The 16,393-nt window shown below is 47.2% G+C and carries 11 protein-coding genes, 1 tRNA gene and 1 pseudogene; 7 read left to right on the forward strand and 6 right to left on the reverse strand.

Translation table 11 applies throughout. The features are described 5' to 3' along the window. A partial coding sequence (locus QUA38_RS19570) for an aminotransferase class V-fold PLP-dependent enzyme (RefSeq protein ID WP_333164672.1) occupies nucleotides 1-1,040 on the reverse strand: 1,040 nt, incomplete at its 3' end. A 160-nt stretch (nucleotides 1,041-1,200) separates the two neighbouring features. On the opposite strand from QUA38_RS19570, the gene QUA38_RS19575 reads away from it, so the two are divergent. From QUA38_RS19575 to QUA38_RS19590, 4 genes are all read left to right on the forward strand, one after another. Beyond that, nucleotides 1,201-3,036 carry a TM0106 family RecB-like putative nuclease gene (locus QUA38_RS19575; RefSeq protein ID WP_333095263.1) on the forward strand — a complete coding sequence of 612 codons (1,836 nt, stop codon included), beginning with the start codon at nucleotides 1,201-1,203 and terminating at the stop codon, nucleotides 3,034-3,036. A gap of 133 nt (nucleotides 3,037-3,169) precedes the next feature. After that, nucleotides 3,170-4,252 (forward strand): esterase-like activity of phytase family protein, encoded by a 1,083-nt coding sequence (locus tag QUA38_RS19580; protein WP_333164676.1) that lies wholly within the window; start codon nucleotides 3,170-3,172, stop codon nucleotides 4,250-4,252. Between the two features lie 56 nt (nucleotides 4,253-4,308). Next, a tRNA-Asp gene (locus QUA38_RS19585) sits at nucleotides 4,309-4,382 on the forward strand. A 78-nt stretch (nucleotides 4,383-4,460) separates the two neighbouring features. Next, nucleotides 4,461-5,123, forward strand: a complete 663-nt coding sequence (locus QUA38_RS19590; RefSeq protein ID WP_333095266.1) for a Uma2 family endonuclease — start codon at nucleotides 4,461-4,463, stop codon at nucleotides 5,121-5,123. A gap of 58 nt (nucleotides 5,124-5,181) precedes the next feature. Here QUA38_RS19590 and QUA38_RS19595 read toward each other — a convergent pair whose 3' ends face one another. Continuing rightward, the gene (locus QUA38_RS19595) at nucleotides 5,182-5,391 is read right to left on the reverse strand and encodes a hypothetical protein (RefSeq protein WP_333095267.1); all 210 of its coding nucleotides are present in this window, start codon (nucleotides 5,389-5,391) and stop codon (nucleotides 5,182-5,184) included. 97 nt (nucleotides 5,392-5,488) lie between these two features. Next, complete coding sequence (locus QUA38_RS19600; RefSeq protein ID WP_333095268.1) at nucleotides 5,489-5,986, reverse strand: DUF393 domain-containing protein; 498 nt, start codon at nucleotides 5,984-5,986, stop codon at nucleotides 5,489-5,491. A 351-nt stretch (nucleotides 5,987-6,337) separates the two neighbouring features. On the opposite strand from QUA38_RS19600, the pseudogene gltX reads away from it, so the two are divergent. Together gltX and QUA38_RS19610 are read left to right on the forward strand one after the other, a co-directional pair. After that, nucleotides 6,338-7,780: pseudogene (gene gltX / locus QUA38_RS19605) on the forward strand (glutamate--tRNA ligase); the annotation flags it as partial. A 348-nt stretch (nucleotides 7,781-8,128) separates the two neighbouring features. Next, nucleotides 8,129-8,563 (forward strand): CAAD domain-containing protein, encoded by a 435-nt coding sequence (locus QUA38_RS19610; protein WP_333095419.1) that lies wholly within the window; start codon nucleotides 8,129-8,131, stop codon nucleotides 8,561-8,563. A gap of 92 nt (nucleotides 8,564-8,655) precedes the next feature. Here the strand turns inward: QUA38_RS19610 and QUA38_RS19615 are convergent, their stop codons facing one another. From QUA38_RS19615 to QUA38_RS19625, 3 genes are all read right to left on the reverse strand, one after another. Then, the gene (locus QUA38_RS19615) at nucleotides 8,656-12,312 is read right to left on the reverse strand and encodes a CHAT domain-containing tetratricopeptide repeat protein (RefSeq protein WP_333164678.1); all 3,657 of its coding nucleotides are present in this window, start codon (nucleotides 12,310-12,312) and stop codon (nucleotides 8,656-8,658) included. 40 nt (nucleotides 12,313-12,352) lie between these two features. After that, complete coding sequence (locus QUA38_RS19620; protein WP_333164680.1) at nucleotides 12,353-13,543, reverse strand: RNA-guided endonuclease TnpB family protein; 1,191 nt, start codon at nucleotides 13,541-13,543, stop codon at nucleotides 12,353-12,355. A 575-nt stretch (nucleotides 13,544-14,118) separates the two neighbouring features. Then, complete coding sequence (locus QUA38_RS19625; RefSeq protein WP_333164681.1) at nucleotides 14,119-15,390, reverse strand: aspartate aminotransferase family protein; 1,272 nt, start codon at nucleotides 15,388-15,390, stop codon at nucleotides 14,119-14,121. Between the two features lie 128 nt (nucleotides 15,391-15,518). On the opposite strand from QUA38_RS19625, the gene QUA38_RS19630 reads away from it, so the two are divergent. Beyond that, nucleotides 15,519-16,393 (forward strand): AAA family ATPase (locus QUA38_RS19630; RefSeq protein WP_333164684.1); only part of this gene is annotated, 875 nt, incomplete at its 3' end.

Below are 16,393 nucleotides of genomic sequence, written 5' to 3' on the forward strand. Positions count from 1 at the left end.
TCCCAGAGATACTTACTCAAACGGCAAATTTCTGCATACCTTTCCTCGATCGTACCCCATTCATGTTGCAGGGCGATCGCACTCCGCAAACCTGCATACAAAGGATAAGCCGAAGTCGCAATTTCATAGCGCTGCGATCCAGGTTTCCAGCCCAGGACTTTAGCATTAGCATCCGTCACAATTCCCCGCCAACCGATAAACACCGGATGCAAATCTGCCAAAGCTTCAGCACTCACATAAAGTCCCCCCAAACCTTCCGGGCCGCAGCACCATTTGTGACCAGTAAAAGCATAAAAGTCAACCCCCGATTCAATCAAATTTAAAGACAAAACCCCCACAGATTGAGCCGCATCAACTAACACCCTAACTTTGTGCTTCTTTGCAGACAAATCCTCTTGTCTCCCCCCTTGAATCAGGGACAAATCCTCTTGCCCATCCCCTTGAATCAGGGAAAAATCCTCTTGTCCCCCCCCTTGCCAAGGGGGGGTTAGGGGGGGTTCATGACACACTTTCACAATCTCAGCCAGAGGCAAAACTTGGCCCGTATTCCACAAAATGTGACTGATAACCAACAAGCGAGTATTTGGCTGCAAACTATCAGCAATCACCGCCACCGGATCACCTTCATTCAAAGTTGCCGCCAACGGACAAACCGAAACCTCAATGTTGAAACGGCGCTGAAGTTCCATTACACTAGCTACAATGCCGGGGTGTTCGCAGTCAGAAAGCAGCAAATGGTCGCCTGCTTTCCAGTCAATGCCCCACAGCGCAATATTGCAGCCGACGGTGACATCTTCAGTTAGGGCGATGGTTTCAGGAGGTACCGTCAACTCAGATGCGATCGCACGTCGCGTCAGCATCGCCTCCTGAACCACCCAAGCCCCCACCTCCCCCGAAAACGGCCCCCCAAGCTGCACCCGTTTGTAAGCCTCATAAATCGCCTCTAAAGCAGGCTCAGGCAGCGGCCCTTGTCCGCCGTAGTTAAAATAAGCTTTATTGGCCAAAGCTGGGAATTGTTGCCGGTGATTGTCCTTTGTCATTTTTTTGGGCGAATTATTGATAGCGTTAATATTGAATAACTAATGCTGTGAACTTTCTATCCTTTGACTTTTGCCTCAAGCTAAATAATCAATCCGTGTATCCGTCTCAAAATCCGTGTCGTGCTTTCCTTCTAATTATTCTATGCCTTGCGAATACTAAATGTTAATAACTGACAAACTACTACTTTCCTATCAGCGATGCCATCTCCGAGCATTTTTAGACACCTGCGGAGACTGGAAACAACTAGATCCCCCCAGCGACTTTTTGCTGAAACTGATGCGCGACAGCGCCGCATACCAGCAGCAAGCTTTGGAACACGAGACTTACCAACAACCATATTATCCTAGAGGGGATTGGGAAGCCGGCGCGGCCGCTACATTGAGTTTAATGCAGCAAGGGGTCGATCGCATTTACCGAGGAGTTCTGATCCAGGGCGAATTCGGTCAAACCAACGCCGCAACAACTTCTCTGGTAGGAATTGACAGTCAATATTTCCCAGAATTTGGTGAAATTCCCGAAACTTCAGTTCATCTTTCATCCTCCAATCTGCACTCTTCAAACATTACCCTGATCAGCCGTCCCCATTTATTAATCAAACAGCCGGGAAAATCAAAATTTGGCAATTGGAGTTATATTACTGCGGATATTTGGCTTAGTAAACGACCAAAACAAGAGTATCAAATTATCGCAGCTTTTCACGCCCATGTTTTAGCTTCCGTACAGGAAACAATGCCCGATACTGCGTGGCTGATGCTGCGAAAAAAAGGGCTGTGGCAGGTTAATCTCGACCAGCGAACTCCTCAGATGTTCGAGATTTTAGACAACTGCATTCAGATGATAGAAAATCGGGATAAGCCAGAAGTGTTTATTTCGAGGCAAAAGTGCAATCTTTGCGGTTGGTATACTATCTGTCACGCCGAAGCCGAATCTATTAGACATCTTTCCTTATTGCCGGGAGTTACTGCCAGCCGCTATGCTAGACTAAAAGCTCTCGAAATTACTGATGTTGAAGCTCTCGCTAATGCTAGTTCCGCACTGCTGGCTGAGTATCCCGAATTCCCGGACAGAGTTGCTTTTGATGTGGTGCAGCAAGCTAAATCGCATTTGCTAAATCAACCGCTGTTGCGGGAAGAAGGAAGTTCGGCAACGAGCAATGTACGGGATGTAACGGATGTCAGGAAGAAGGAAGAAGGAAGAGGGAAGAAGGAAGAAGGGAGGCACGACACGGATACAGGGATTAACGATCGAGAAGGTAGAAGTGAGAATTCAGAAGAACTTAACTCCTCTGAAATAGTACCAGATATTGTAGATAATATCTTGAATGATATCGCAGTTGAGGAAGTAAAAATTAGAGAAAATAAACCTGCGACATCTTCTATACCTGCGCCAATTCTCCGCAAGAAACCAATTCCATATTCTCAATCTGTATTTTTGCCGATCGCCCCAATCGAACTCTACTTTGACATTGAAGCGGAACCCGAGTTAAACTTGGATTACCTCCACGGAGTCTTAGTTGTTGACAGGTACAACAAGACGGAAAAATTCCACGGTTTTTTAGCAGAATCAGCAGCAGAGGAAGGTGCAATCTGGCAGCAATTTTTAGAATTAATGTGGGCTTACCCCATTGCTCCGATTTTCCACTTTTGCGACTACGAAGTCAAGACTTTTAAGCGACTGGCTAAACTTTACAATACTCCCGCTTATTTGTGGAAACCTGTGCTGAAACGGTTTGTAGATATTCACAAACAAGTGACGCAAAAGGCGATTATGCCGGTGGAAAGTTACGCGCTCAAACCAATTGCCCGCTGGCTGGGTTTTGACTGGCGAGATGCTAAGGCTAATGGTGCTCAGTGCGTCTGCTGGTACGACGATTGGCTCAAAACTGGCGATCGATCGCTCCTAGAGGCGATCGTCCGCTACAATGAGGACGACTGTCGTGCTACTTATGTAGTTAAAGATTGGTTGACCAATTTTTTGCTGAATCATGAACCGTGATTTTTGGATGTAATGAACCGCGAAGACGCGAAGGGCGCGAAGGAAGAAAGGGAAGAGGAAGATAGGTAATAATGTATTTATTGGTAAAATGCGAAGGCTAGCAAAAGCAACTATATTTATTGTCTGTTTTTTGATGGCAGCAACTGTTGCTATTTGGGTAAACCAGTCAGCCAAATCTTTCGCTGTTACGAAAATAGATTTTATCGGCAGAGCAATATTTCCTACAGGTTCTCCGTTTCAGGGGACGGAAATTGGCGGACTTTCTGGCATTACTTATGATGCCGAGAAACAAGTTTATTATGCCATTTCTGATGACCGCAGCAGCAAGGCTCCGGCGCGCTTCTATACTCTCAAAATCAACTTGCAATCTGGGAAACTGGAAAAAGAGCAAATTACTTTTAGTGGTGTCACTACTTTATTAGATGAAAACGGTAAAGGTTTTCCTGAATTAAGTTTAGATCCGGAAGGGATAGCTTTTACTGGCAATAGCGTGTTTGTTTCTTCTGAGGGAGATGTCGATCGCCAAATAAATCCTTTTATCAAAGAGTTCTCTCTCGATGGTAAACTCCTGAAAACGCTGGCAATTCCTGAACTATTTTTGCCCGACGACAAAGGCAGTAAAGGCATCCGCAACAATCTATCATTTGAAAGTTTAACTTTAACGCCCGATCGCAAATACCTATTCACCGCCACCGAAAACGCCTTGGTTCAAGATGGCGCCGTAGTTTCCCTGGAAACCGGGAGTCCCTGCCGGATTGTGCGCTACGATGCGGTGAGCGGCACTCCAGAAGCATCGTTTCTCTACATCACCGAACCGCTACCTCCTGGTGCGAATCCTGTGGGAAAATTAACTAGCAACGGTTTAGTGGATTTGGTGGCGATCGACGATAACCGCTTGCTGAGTTTAGAGCGTGCTTTCTCCCTGGAAACCGGCACAACTATCAGAATTTTTGAGATTTCTCTGGAAAAGGGCGATCGTATTGAAGCACTCGAAAGCCTCAAAAGCCGTCTCAGCGAGGTTTCTCCCGCTCAAAAACGCCTGCTTCTGGATTTGGAAACCCTGAAAATTCCTCTAGACAACATTGAGGGCTTGACATTTGGCCCCGCCCTGGCGGATGCTAGCAGAGGTCTGATTTTGGTGAGCGACAACAACTTCAGTCCCCTGCAAGAGACTCAAATTTTGGGCTTCCAAATAAAAGTTCAAAAAACCTCTTGACAAAAGGTGAAGTTATAGGCATAATAGAAATTGTGCCTGAAAAAACGGCAAAACGAGGGACAGTAGTTCAATTGGTTAGAGCACCGCCCTGTCACGGCGGAAGTTGCGGGTTCGAGCCCCGTCTGTCCCGTTCTCTCGTAAATAAAAAGTTTAAAATACAAAGTTTAAGCTTTTGGTATTTTATTAATTGAGTAAGGAGGAGCGAAATATGACAGTTACGCTCATTAACCCCTCCCCAGAAAAAACTACACAGCGGGTGGTATTATCTAATATCAGTTGGCAAACTTACCAAACCTTATTAGCAGAAGCGGGAGACAAGAGATCCTCGCGTTTTTCGTATTCTCAAGAAGTATTAGAAATTATCATGCCATCAGATTTGCATGAAACTGTTAATTGTTTGTTGAAACAGTTTGTGACTACTTTAAGTGACGAATTAAAATTGAAACGCAAGGGATTTGGTTCGACGACTCTCAACCGTGAAGATTTAAAGCAAGGTGCAGAACCGGATTCATGTTTTTATATCCAAAATGTCGATCGTATTCGCGGCCGAAAAATTAACTTGTCAATCGACCCGCCACCAGATTTAATTATTGAAGTCGATCTCACCAGTCCATCTACTAATCGCTTTACTATCTACAAAAACTTAGGAGTTCCAGAAATTTGGAGATATCTCGGAGAGACTGTACAATTTTTTCAACTTCAGAACGGAGAATATGCGAGCTGTGAATACAGTAGCGCTTTTCCGATTGTTTCTTCAGAAATAATCAATCAATTTTTGCAGATGGCCGAGACGGAGGATGATACTACCATAATTGAGGCTTTGCGAGTATGGGTGAGGCACCAGTTGCGATCGCCCGAAAATGAGCAATAATACTAAACTTAATTTAACTAATTCCTTTATCCCACGGACGATCGACTCCCAGCAGCGCTCAAAGGTGCGAGGAAATAAACGGTCGGGCGATCTGATATGTCAGAACTAGGACGATGGGTACGAGAATCGGAATCGCCACTAGCAGTCCCCATTTGCCAAACCTAAGTTTTTGACCGTCCGATTTGAACAGGAAAATTACAGCGACAATTCCCATAAGTATCCAGAGACCACCGAAGCCCATGAAGACTGTATAGCCTGCATCTTGCATTTTTTTTGACCTTTAATAGTAGTCCATCTTTAATGTTACTTGCAGTCTGTTTCTGCTGACATTTTCTGATAGACCGATCGAACTTATTAAATATGACTCATTTTGAGTTGGGTTGGCAGCGACCCTGACTTTCGCACTCGATCCGCTGAGTTCGATCGCTCATAATTGTTGCTAAATCCGGCCTTCCCGTCAGCTTCAGCCGCCAGTGGGCCCAAATTCCGTACAGCCAATTGGCGATCGCCCCGATCGCTGGTAACTTAGTCACAGCATAAACCCAGCCCATACCTAAAATCTCGTAAGTGCGACGAAAAACCTCCACATTTTTAACAGTCGTACCGTCGGGTAACACCGCGTGAATCCGCCCCATCGCCGTTTCGTAGTCGATTCCGCCGTGGGCCTCCGGGTTGTAGCCATCATCCGCGATATCCACAAACGACACTAAACCTCGCCCTGCGTCGCGTTTTTTCAAGAAATTAACCTCCCGCACGCACAGAGGACATTCACCGTCGTACAGTAACTCAATCTGCCAAGCAGGCGCAACAGACTTGGGTGAGGGCGCAACAGATTCGGAAAACTCGGTTTTAGTAGCAGACATAGGGAAATATATTTTAATGTCGTCGATCGCACACAAACATTTTACAAGCATCAATAGTTATCAGGAGCACCTTGGGTACTCCTAAAGCAGTTATTTGTGGTGTGAAAAATAGTCCCAAAGGTCAATCCAGTCTTGGCCACCCGCAATGCTAATATCATCAAGATGCCTTCTCGTGCCTTGCCGGAGACTTTCGCCCGATCGCCCGATAGTCAAATATCAGACAAATCGAGGCAAAGCACCTGCCAAGCACAACTGTTAATTCGGCAACAAAATATAATAAAATTTGAAGTCTTAAACATCAGCTATTCCCCCAACCAGCAAATCGCCCCCAATCTAAAAGCAAAAATCTACATGAATGTCAGAGTCCGTCTAGCCCCCAGTCCCACCGGAAACCTACACATCGGTACCGCCAGAACCGCCGTATTCAACTGGCTGTTTGCCCGCAACCAAGGCGGCACATTCATCCTGCGGGTAGAAGACACAGACGTAGAACGTTCTAAAAGCGAATACACCGATAACATCCTCGAAGGCCTCACCTGGCTGGGTATGGAGTGGGACGAAGGCCCGAGTTTTCAGTCGCAGCGTCTGGAAATATACCGCCAAGCAGTCCAAACCCTTCTCGACAATGGACTCGCCTACCGCTGCTACACCACGTCGGAAGAACTCGACGAAATGCGGGAAGCACAAAAAGCCAACAAACAAGCCCCCCGCTACGACAACCGGCACCGCAACTTGACAAGCAAAGAGCGCGCAGCTTTTGAAGGCGAAGGGCGACAAGCTGTGATTCGGTTTATCATCGACGACGATCGCACAATTTCTTGGAACGACATGGTGCGCGACACCGTAACCTGGAAAGGTAGCGACCTCGGCGGCGATATGGTAATTGCCCGTGCATCCAGCGGCGGCGTCATCGGTCAACCCCTCTACAACCTCGCCGTAGTTGTCGATGACATCGACATGGGCATCACCCACGTCATCCGCGGCGAAGATCACATCGGCAATACTCCGAAACAAATATTGCTGTACGAAGCTTTGGGCGCGACAATCCCAGAATTTGGCCACACGCCGCTGATTTTAAACTCCCAAGGGCAAAAGCTTTCTAAACGCGACGGCGTAACCTCGATTTCTGACTTCAAAGATATGGGCTACCTGCCCGAAGCTTTAGTTAATTACATGACTTTGCTCGGTTGGACTCCGCCGGATTCAACGCAGGAAATATTTACACTGTCGGAAGCAGCAGAATTATTTACATTCTATCGAGTCAACAAAGCTGGTGCAAAATTTGATTGGGATAAACTCAATTGGCTAAACAGTCAATACCTGCACAAAATGCCAGTGCCGCAATTGACAGATTTGCTGATACCTTATTGGTGGCAGAAAGGCGGTTATGAGTTTGACTTGGAGGCAGACCGCCCTTGGCTCGAACAAATAGCTGCTTTAATCGGGCCGAGTCTCGTTCGCTTAACCGATGCTGTGGATATGTGTAAGGTATTCTTCTCCACCACCGTGGAATACGAAGAAGAAGCACTCGCACAGTTGCAGCAACCAGGGGCTGCACAGGCTTTACAAGCAGTTGTAGAAGCGATGGAAAGTCATTCCTCCCTGACATCAGCGGAAGCTCAGAAAATCACTAAAAAGCTCAGTAAAGAGAAAAATCTTAACAAAGGGCTAATTATGCGATCGCTCAGAGCCGCTCTGACAGGTGCAATGCACGGCCCCGACCTGATAGAATCTTGGGTAATCCTTCACCAGCGAGGAACGGCTAAAACCCGCTTGGTTGATGCCATTAGCAACTTGAATTTGCCGGCTGTTGGTGTCGCGGCCGAAACTCCTACCCCAGAACAGCAAAACGCGGAAACTGCAACCGAAACTTCTGTCGCACAACAGCCGGCAGCGTCCGTTTCACCAGCCGAAATACCGACTTCAGCACCAGAGGTTTCAGCAGTCGAAATATCGGCTCCTGAAGCAGTGGCGGCGTCCGTTTCAGCAGTCGAAATACCGACTTCAGAAACAGGCGAAGTGTCGGGTCTTGAACCAACCGACGGGGAGGTTGCAGCAGTCGAAATACCGGCTCTTGAAACAGCCGCAGCAGCAGTTGAAATACCTGCCGCCAACCAGCAAAAAACTATTGCGAGTGGAGAAATGACTTCATCAAACGAACCAGAAACAACCGTTATCATCACCGAAGTTCCTGCCGGAAATGAAGCAGACAGTTCAAGCGGTACAACAAAAGTCATAATTACCGAAGAACCGCCAAGTCAGGCCCAGCAGATCAAAGAACAAATTATAGCAATTTTGTCCGAGTTTCCCGCTTACATCGGCAGCTTTTACGAACAGTACAAAAGTCCCCTGACTGTTATCGGGGTAATTGTAGCCTCGATTGTCTCTTTGAAAGTGCTTTTGGGCGTAATAGACGAACTCAACGACATCCCCCTGTTAGCACCCACATTCGAGCTAATTGGTATCGGATACACCGTGTGGTTTGTCTACCGCTATTTGCTGCGATCGTCCAATCGACAACAATTAGGTCAAGAAATTCAAGCCTTGAAAGAACAAATTTTCGGCAAAAAATCCTAAATTTTTGCGGTAATTTGTTGAATTTATACCCGACACTGATAACTTTAAATAAGTTGTTAGTGTCGGGTTTTTAAATGACTAATAACTAATGACTAAACCCCAGCCGCAGTAAAAGCCGCCCAATAATAAGGATTAGCAAAAGGATAGGGTTTGCGGTTGCGAATTTGCTGCAAAGAAGCCTCCGCAATCAGGCGAGAACTTTGAGAAAGCCGATCGAACATTTGCGAAATTTGAGGTTGAAAATCCGCCAGCAACACCTCCAATTCCTCGCTAGTCAAATCCCGCAGCCACCTTTGAGCGTCCCCCAGCGCGATCGCCACATCTCCCACCTGCAACCGAGAAAACCGTCCCAGATTTTCATAAAACTTGCTCGTCAGCAGCAGCGTAGAAACATCGTTCACCTTCCAAAGACTGCTAACCACACTAGACGTGCCAGCATACAACAAACCCGCCGACAAACCCACAAAATCTCCTCCAGCACCGCTAACTCCGCCCGCGGCAATTTCGCAACCCGATAAAGTAACTAAAAAATATTGTCGAAAATCTAGATTGAAAATTTCCTCCAAACTCAGAGAATCATTCCTCAAAAACACTGCGGATTTCAGTGGCCAAGCCAAATTAAGCAAACTCAAACAAGCAAAGTGAGCGCATTTTTTCTGCTGCAACTGCCCTATTTCCTGGGGCGAGTTTCCATTATTAGCAGACATTTCTTGGGAAAAAGCCTCTTTAATTGCCGGCTTATGGCGCACAACTTCTGTACTGGCAAAATACTGGGAAATAGTGCCGATTTCAATGTTGCTGTAGAACGCATCTCTGGTGAAAGTTGGAATTGCCAAAAGCTGCTGCAAACCGGGTCTGTACCGACCAAGAGCCGCTCCGTGTGCACTTTGTCTCAACAGCAATAGCTGACAGCTAGGAGCATAGCGAATTCCTCCGGCAAATCGATCGATCAAATAAGCAGCAGGCGCTGCAACGTCGCCAAAAGACGAACTTTGAGAAAAATCCGAAAGGCTGTAGGTTTCCAGATCAAAACCGCTGCGATCGCTCCACCCAGACCTAAAAATTCCCCCACCATCATCAAACCCGTCTCTCCCCGCCAAAGGCAAAGCGTGGAGTGGCAAAGCGTGCAAAAATCGGTGCGGCACAAAAATCAGCCGATCGCAATTATCGGGAATCAGCGCCACCACTCGATCGACTTCCAGCATCGTAGCCAAGCGTTTGAGGCGAGCCGGGAGATGATTGATCCAGCGACCTTTTTGTTCAGAATAAGCGGTGAGGTACTCCTGGCCCCAACTTTCGGCAGCCAAAGCATTTTCCGACGAACACAGGTGAACGGCGGGATATTGTGCACTCTTTACCACCACAAAAGCAACCAGCAACTCTCCCAAACTCGCCCACACCACAGCAGCGCAATTGTCATCAGGCAACAATTGGCGAATTTGCTCGAAAGCGATCGGTTCAACTTTGTGAGCTAGGCTGAAGAAAGGGTCGTTGGCCTGCACCTCCCGCGCAATCAACCTATCAAACTGCTTCCACAATTGATTTAAGTGCATAAAGTCCAAGTTCGGCAGCAGAGAACCGCTGTTCAAACCTTGGCTATCGCCCTCAGAAATCAAGGTCGTGTTGGGCTCAGGTTCTCCCTCTTCTTGGTGCTGCTGTTCCCCCGCTATTTCCAGTTGCAGCGACTCCAACTCGCTTCGCACCGCTGCAGGAATTTCGGCTTTCGGAGTCAAGTGGCATTTAACCAGCAGTTCTACCAAATTCCGATTTTTGTGGCGTTCGGCGTATTCCAGAGCCTTAGCGTAATATTCAGGTTGGCTGGCGCCGAGTTCCAGGCAAACTTGCACCAGGCATTTATAGAGTCCAGCCCAGGTGCGGGTTAATTTGACTTTTGCGGTATTCGTCTGATCGCCAAAATCGACTGTATCAACGCCAACTTCGCAACGCAAGAATTCCACAGTATCGACAGCAGCAGTAAAAACCCCGTAGGCGCGAAGCAAATCGCCTCGAACTCGGTAAGCTTGACCCAAATAAAATAAAATTTCAGCCCAGCGGTGGGGATAGGTTTCGCGAGTGTAGACTTGGGTGGCGTTGTGATAGCAGCCGATCGCGCTTTCCATGTGGGACAAGTTTTCCGCCTCGGTCAGTTGCGAATAAGCCCTGCCGAGATAAATTTGCAGCATTGCCCAGCGGTTGGGATAGGCCTGCCTGGTGTAGACTTCGCCCGCATTTTGATAGCAGGCGATCGCGCTTTTGAGGTTGCGGTTTTTTTCCCCTTTCACGTGTTCGCAGAAAGCGCGGCCGAGGTAGGCACACAGCATTGCCCAGCGTTCTGGAGTTTTTTGGCGGTTGCAAAACAGCAAAGCATTTTGATAGCAGGCGATCGCCATTTCCATATTTTCGGCTTTTTCCCCTTTCACCCGACGACTGTAGATCCTACCGAGGTAAGTTTGGATCGAAGCCCAGGCTTCGGGAAATTTGATGCGGGTGTAGACTTGTAAAGCATTTTGATAGCAGACGAGCGCCATTTCCAGATTTTCCACCGGATCGCCTTTGATGCGATCGACAAACACCCGCCCCAAATTCCTTTGAGTTGTCGCCCACTGCTGCGGAAAAGCTTCTCGAGTCCGCACCTGCAAAGCTCTCTGATAGCACGTAACCGCGTATTCTAGATTTTCAGCTCGGTTGCCCTGCTGCAACTCGCAGTAAGCATTTGCCAAATTATTTTGAGTTGTGGCCCAACGCCGGGGAAACACCTTGCGGTTGTAGACTTGCAAAGCATTGTGGTAGCAAGCGACGGCCAGTTCCAGATTTTGGGATCGGTTGCCCTGCAGCCGACGGCTGTAAGCACGGCCGAGATTGTTTTGAGTGCTAGCCCACTCTTGCCCGAAAGTCTCGCGGCTGCGAACTCGCAGCGCGTTTTGATAGCAGGCGATCGCGTGTTCTAGATTGTCTGCCGGATCTCCCCGGAGACGCTCGCTGTAAGCGTTGCCCAGATTGTTTTGTAGCGTCGCCCACTGTTCCGGGTAGTGTTCGGGCGTGCGTACTTGTAGGGCATTTTCAAAGCAAGCGATGGCCTGTTCGATATTTTGAGCCTTATCACCTTTGGGGCGATCGGTGTAAGCGTTGCCCAGATTGTTTTGCATCACTGCCCATTCTTGGGGAAAGTCTTTGCGGGTAAACACCTTAGCAACTGTTTCGTAACCGGCAATTTCGATTTCCAAGTTATTAGCCTTGCTGCCGAGGGGAAACCGCCCAATTTTATTGCTCAGATTGCCGATTAACGCTGCAATGCGCCTTCTCTCGGATTCTTTGGCAGCAGAAAACACCAAATTTGCCCAGCAGCGCAGCAGTTGTGCAAAATTCTGGTCGAGTTTATCTAAATTATTTCTCAGCAGCGAGTACAGGTGCTGCGAATCAGCGCCGCGCGCCACTGCCTGCAATACTTCTGCTAAAAAAGCCAGATATGCTGCCCCGGTTGCGGGCAATTTAGAATTGCCCTTTGCAGATTCTAATGGTGCGATCGCCCTTTGGAAAAATTTTGCAGCTTTCAGCAAGCTTTCTCGCGTCAGTACCACTTCTTCCAAATAAAGCGTTTGCACGAACCCAAAGTCGATCGACTTTGGGTTCGTCCTCAAAATCAAATCTATTCCTGAGTCGCCAGGATTTTCCAGCAGCGCTTGGAGCATATTAACATCAGTTTTGCGACGCTGTTCGTCCATCGTGCATTCCGCCAAACTATTAACCATAGGAGCGCTGATTCCGTGCAACCAAGTGAACTACCCACCCCTAAATCGTAGTACCGAATATAGTAGGGGCTTCTGTACTCATAGGCGAGTGCCTTAGCTTATACTTTCCTCCCAGCTTTGGTCTTACCTCGCATCCTACTAAAGCCGAAACGGCTGAACCTTCCCCCTTTAGTATTTTGATACCTTCTGCTTTCATCTTTATCGCTGCGTTCCCCTCGCGATCGCGATCGGTAGCACAGTGAGGACAAGTCCATTCCCTCATATCTAATGGCATCTCGGCCATTTGATGGAAACAATTAGAACAGACCTTGGAACTGGAAAACCCTCTATCAATGTCAACTAAGTTCCCGCCTTTGCGAGCCAACTTGTAGGCTAAGAAGTTGGTAAAACTTCCCACAACCTCATCCGATCTTGCTTTGACCAAATTTTGATTGCGAATCATGTCCCAGAAATAAAAGTTTTCTACTATGACCCCGAGGCGATCGCTGACTAACTTATAACTTAGTTTATGTAGAAAATGTTGCCACACATTCCTAAACCGCTCGCATACCTTTGCCACAGCTTTCCTATATTTGTATTCAGAATTACTTCTTTTCTGCTGGTCTGTTAACTTTTGCTGCTGGCGCTTCAAGTTCTTCTCGTGCTTGGCAAAATGCTTGGCATTGTCATATTTAGATACTTTTAAATCCCCAGCAATTCTACATTCTTTTTTTTTCTTGTTCTCAGCCTTATTGATTTCCGTCAATATAGATGCAAGATATTTCCATGAATATTTTTTACTAATAATTGAAGTCTGAATTTTCCCCTCATTTAATCTATATCTCTTTATTTTTGTCTTGGCTATTATACTATAAGCTAAAATTAGACCACACACAAAATTGACGTTTTTAGGATGCTGAAATAACATTTTTTTAGCTTGACATGGGAACTTATAAAACCCAGCCATTTCATCAAAAAAGTTTTTGTATGCAGTCGTTAAGTTGAGCCTACCAGCTTGCCCAATTTGGCTGTAATACTGACCTAACCCTACACTTACACCGGATTTTTTAAGAGTCGGCAAAAGTGTGTTGAGGCCGTAGTAGCCACGTCCTTTACTAGTTTTTTTATAAACTTCAATTGATTTATTTAGATCGTAATTAGACCACCAACGCGCACCCCCAAAAGTTGAAGCTACTTGTATTTGTTGATTTTGGGTAGGATACAAACTAACTTGGATAGCCTTGTGTAGCAATCAACATCACCTCCTTAATTCTTCTATTCTCTCACAATATACAGTTGACGAGCAAAGCATTACGAAAAAATTTTGTGACGAGGATTACATATTTTCTATCTTGAAAGCGAGTACCAAAATTACTTGAGGATACAATCGTCGTCACCCGCCCTTCCCACTATAACGGTACTTCGTTTAGTGGGAAGGGGGCGAAATAGTTCAACCAGGATTCACAAGTCCCAACAGACACTCAGATAGCAAAACTAGCACCTACGATCGCTAATAGTATAATTTTGCGCGCTGCTCTTTAGTAAAATCGCAGTTCAAAACACCGTCAGTCTGTCAGGGCGGGTTTCACAGACAGTTCTAAATTTGACAAACCCGCCCTGACAGACTTGCAGCGGGGCGGGTTTACTTTATACCCCGATCGGACTTAGGCCAAAAAACCGGGCTTCTGGGAAACTATTGGGTTTGGTAACGAGGAATCTCGAAAGAAACCCGGTTTCTCAGGAAGAGTGTGTTCTCGACTAAGTGAGTTATCTAGGATATTGCGCGAGTTTCAGCGCTACAGCTAACAAAAATCAACTCAGTAAATTTTACTTTACCGCTTGAGAGCGCAGCGCTGATTCCACTGCCAGCAGAGCTCGATCGACTTCAGCGGCAGTGACAATCAGCGGCGGAACAAATCTCAGCACTTTCGGCCCTGCAGGAACCAACAAAACTCCTGCGGCGATCGCAGATTTGACGATATCGCCCGATGTCAGTTCGATGTCAGCTTGCAATTCCATCCCGACAATCAAACCCCAGCCGCGCACTTCGGCAATTAAATGCGGACATGCTGCCGCCAACTTGTTAAGCCCTGCTTTCAACTGTTCCCCGCGCTGCTGCACGTTTTCTAGAAGGTTTTCCCGTTCTAAAGTTTGGCAAACGCACAAAGCTACAGCGCAAGCAAAAGGATTGCCGCCGAAAGTGCTGGCGTGACTTCCCGGTTCAAATACATCGCAGAAAGATTTGCACAGCATAGCGCCGATCGGGATACCGCCGCCCAATCCTTTGGCAGAGGTAAAGATATCCGGTTCAATGCCGAGGTTTTCGTAGCCCCAGTATTTGCCGCTGCGTCCCATCCCGACTTGCACTTCGTCGAGAATCAGCAAAATGCCTTTTTCGTCGCAAATTTCCCGAATGCGCTGGAAGTAGGCGATATCTCCGGGGCGAACTCCGCCTTCGCCTTGCAGCGCTTCCAGCATAATTGCTGCTACTTGGCGTTCGTCTTTGTCGAGTTGCTCGATCGCACTTTCGATCGCACTAATATCGTTGTAGGGCACATAGTGAAATCCCGGCACCAAAGGGCTAAAACCCTTCTGGTATTTAGGCTGTCCGGTTGCCGTAATTGTCGCCAAAGTCCGCCCGTGGAAACTCGCAACGGCGGTAATGATTGTCGGATTCGAGATATTTAATTTTTCGTGGGCGTACTTGCGGGCGAGTTTAATTGCCGCTTCATTAGCTTCCGCGCCGGAGTTGCAAAAGAAGGCTCTGTCAGCGCAAGAATGGTCTACAAGCCACTTCGCCAGCTCGCCCTGTACGGGGATGTAATAAAGGTTAGAAACGTGGTGCAGCGTCTGAATTTGCTGAGTTACCGCTGCAATCATTGCCGGGTGGGCGTGTCCCAGAGTGCAGGTAGCAATACCAGCCACAAAATCGAGATATTCGCGGCCCTCGGTATCCCAAACGCGGCAGCCCAGGCCCCGTTCTAGGGCGATCGCAAAACGCCCGTAAGTTGTCATTACATAGCTGTCGAAGCTCTCAGAACTGAAGGGACTGGCTTCGGCTTGCACGCTTGGTTCTTTTAGTAAGGTTTCTGGACTCACGAATCGCTCCTTAACACATAATATGCAGACCTCGATTGTACGGTAAAAATCCAGGTTAGCGGTGCAGGCTGTTAGTTTTGTCATAAAATCATAACAGTAACCTCAATTAATCCCTCACAAATCTACTGATGAGTTATTACATTTCTCCTAACTTTCTCGATAAAGTTGCGGTGCACGTCACTAAGAACTTTTTAAATTTGCCCGGGGTAAGAGTTCCCCTAATTTTGGGAATTCACGGCCGCAAAGGAGAAGGCAAAACTTTTCAAACCGAACTGGTTTTTCGGCGGATGGGCTTTGAACCGGTGATGATATCTGGTGGGGAATTAGAAAGCCCGGATGCCGGAGATCCGGCGCGTTTAATTCGCTTGCGCTACCGGGAAGCTGCGGAGCAAATTCGCGTGCGCGGCGAGATGTGCGCCATCTTTATTAACGATTTGGATGCTGGTGCTGGCAGGTTCGATACTACTACTCAATATACTGTCAATACTCAGATGGTCAATGCGACTCTGATGAATATTGCTGACAATCCAACTAACGTGCAGTTACCGGGAAGTTATGACAGTACGCCGCTGCACCGAGTGCCGATTATTGTCACCGGAAATGATTTTTCTACGCTGTACGCACCGCTGATTCGCGACGGGCGGATGGAAAAGTTTTATTGGGAACCCAGCCGGGATGATAAAATTGGCATTGTTGGGGGAATTTTTGAGTCGGACAAATTGTCAAAAACCGATATTGTGGCGTTAGTCGATAATTTTGCCGATCAGGCGATCGACTTTTTTAGTGCTTTGCGATCGCGCATTTATGACGAACAGATCCGCGAATTCATTCACAAAGTAGGAATCGAGCGAGTTTCCAAGCGTTTGGTAAACACTTTGGAAGCAGCGCCCGATTTCCATAACCCGAATTTCAGCCTAGCTCATTTATTAGAAATGGGCAGTTTGATGGTGGGCCAACAAAAGCGGATTAAGGAAATGCGCTTAGTAGATGAATACAACCAATC

Origin of the sequence: Microcoleus sp. Pol12B4, from assembly GCF_036701385.1 — a bacterium.
Classification (GTDB): domain Bacteria; phylum Cyanobacteriota; class Cyanobacteriia; order Cyanobacteriales; family Microcoleaceae; genus Microcoleus.